At 48.2% G+C, this 683-nt stretch carries 1 protein-coding gene; it reads left to right on the top strand.

What is annotated here, in order from left to right:
• Positions 1-683 (top strand): DUF4158 domain-containing protein (locus A3735_RS21815; RefSeq protein WP_156499818.1); only part of this gene is annotated, 683 nt, incomplete at both ends.

Below are 683 nucleotides of genomic sequence, written 5' to 3'. Positions count from 1 at the left end.
GCTATCAATTCTCACTGCCGCGGAAATCGAGGATTTATACAGCGTTCCTTCCTTCAACGAGTCTTATCAGCGGTTTTACTTCGCGCTAAATGATAAAGAACTTGCGGAGCTATCCAGAATACGGCAACGCAAGTACCGTTGTGTTGCCGTTGCATTGTTGGGCTACTTCAAATGCAAACCGATCCTGCTCAACCCGAGTTATAAATCCATGCAGGATGACTTGGCATTTATTGCGCGATTTCACTTTAAAGACCTCAAGTTTCGGCGCTTTAGTTTGAAAGCGGACCAAAAATCCCGCATCTATGAGCGTGTTTTATCAATTGCTGGAGTCAACAGCTGGAAAGATAAGCAACATCAACCCCGGCTTGTTGAACATTTGCTGGTCTGCGCTGAAAGCTGGGTGGCACCCCGCGCACTCTTTGACGCAGCAATCGAGTACCTGGCCCACCAGAAGATCGCCATTCCTGCCTATAGTACCCTGCAGAAGATCGTCAGTCAGGTGATTAATCAACATCAGCAACGATTGTATGATCAGATCAATGCCGCTTGCAGCCAAAGCTTAAAGAATATGCTGCAGACACTGGTTTCCGATGAAGACCACTTTACATTGAAGCAGCTGCGCGGGAGCGCTCGCAACTTCACCGGTACCGAGCTGCAGAAAGAGCTGGCGGTGTATAACCATA

Source organism: Oleiphilus sp. HI0061 (assembly GCF_001635675.1).
This window is presented reverse-complemented; position numbering and strand designations above follow the sequence as displayed.